The following is a 1,459-nucleotide window of genomic DNA, read 5'->3' on the forward strand; positions in this document are numbered from 1 at the left end:
GCCCGCGACCGGACTGCCCACCGCGATGTCCGTGCCCGCGCCCAGCCGCGTGAACAGCGCGGCGAGACCGGCCTGGAGCACCATGAACAGGCTCGCGCCCTGCCGTCCGGCGAGTTCGCGCAGGCCCTGGTGGAGTTCCGGGTCGAGGTCGACGAGGAGGTGGGCGCCCCCGTATCCGGCGACCGCCGGGCGCGGTCGGTCGGCGGGGAGGCGGAGTTGGTCGGGGAGGTCGGCCAGCTGGTGTTTCCAGTAGCCGAGTTGGGCGCCGAAGGTGCTCGCCGGGTCGGACTCGTCGCCCAGGAGGGCGCGTTGCCACAGGGTGTAGTCGGCGTACTGCGCGGGCAGGGGCTGCCAGTCAGGCTTGCGGCCCGCGCGGCGGGCGGCGTACGCCTCGGCGAGGTCGCGGGAGAGGGGGCCGGTGGACCAGCCGTCGCCGGCGATGTGGTGCATGACGAGGAGCAGGACGTGTTCGTCGCCCGCGAGCGCGAACAGCTCGGCCTTCAGGGGGAGTTCGGTGGTCAGGTCGAAGGGGGAGCGGGCCGCGCGGGAGAGGAGTTCCGGCAGGCGCGCTCCGTCGGTGTGGGTGACCCTGAGGCGGGGGTGGGCGGCGTCCAGGATGTGCTGGGTCGGGGTGCCGTCCGGGCCTTCGGGGAACACCGTGCGGAGGGTCTCGTGGCGGTCCACGACGTCGGCCAGGGCCGCTTCGAGGGCGCGTTCGTCGAGTTGTCCGGTGAGGCGCAGGGCGAGGGGGATGTTGTAGGTGGCCTCGCTGCCCTCCATCTGGTGCAGGAACCACAGGCGGCGCTGGGCGAACGACAACGGCAGGACGTCCGGGCGGACTTGGCTCGCCAGGACGGGGCGCGCCTGCCCCGCGGAGTCCAGTGCGGCGGCGAGTCCGGCGACGGTCGGCGTCTCGAACAGGGTGCGCAGCGGGAGTTCCACGCCGAGGGCGGCGCGGACCCGGGAGGCGAGGCGGGTGGCGAGCAGCGAGTGGCCGCCGAGGTCGAAGAAGCCGTCGTCCGCGCCGACTTCGGCGACGCCGAGCACCTCGGCGAAGAGTCCGGCGAGCAACTGCTCGCGGGGCGTACGGGCTTCGCGGCCGGTCGAGGCGAACTCCGGTGTGGGCAGGGCGGCCCGGTCCAGCTTGCCGTTCGGCGTCAGCGGCAGCGCGTCCAGGACGACGAACGCGCTGGGCACCATGTGGTCCGGCAACCGCTCCTTGAGGTGCGCCCGCAGCGCGGCCGGGGCGGGCTCGGCGCCGGGCACGGGGACGACGTAGCCGACGAGCCGGTCCCGGCGTACCGCCACGACCGTGTGCGCGACCTCGGGGTGATCGGCCAACTGGGCCTCGATCTCCGCCGGTTCGATGCGGAAGCCGCGCACCTTGACCTGGTCGTCGGCGCGTCCGGCGAACTCCAGCTCGCCGCCGCGCGTCCAGCGGACGAGGTCGCCCGTGCGG

1 protein-coding gene is annotated in these 1,459 nt (G+C 74.5%); it reads right to left on the reverse strand.

Features of this window, described 5'->3' with window-relative positions:
* Positions 1–1,459: condensation domain-containing protein (locus PV682_RS44025; RefSeq protein ID WP_319738581.1), on the reverse strand; the 1,459-nt coding region annotated here is incomplete at both ends.

It is taken from the genome of Streptomyces niveiscabiei (assembly GCF_033794345.1).
Taxonomy (GTDB): domain Bacteria; phylum Actinomycetota; class Actinomycetes; order Streptomycetales; family Streptomycetaceae; genus Streptomyces; species Streptomyces niveiscabiei.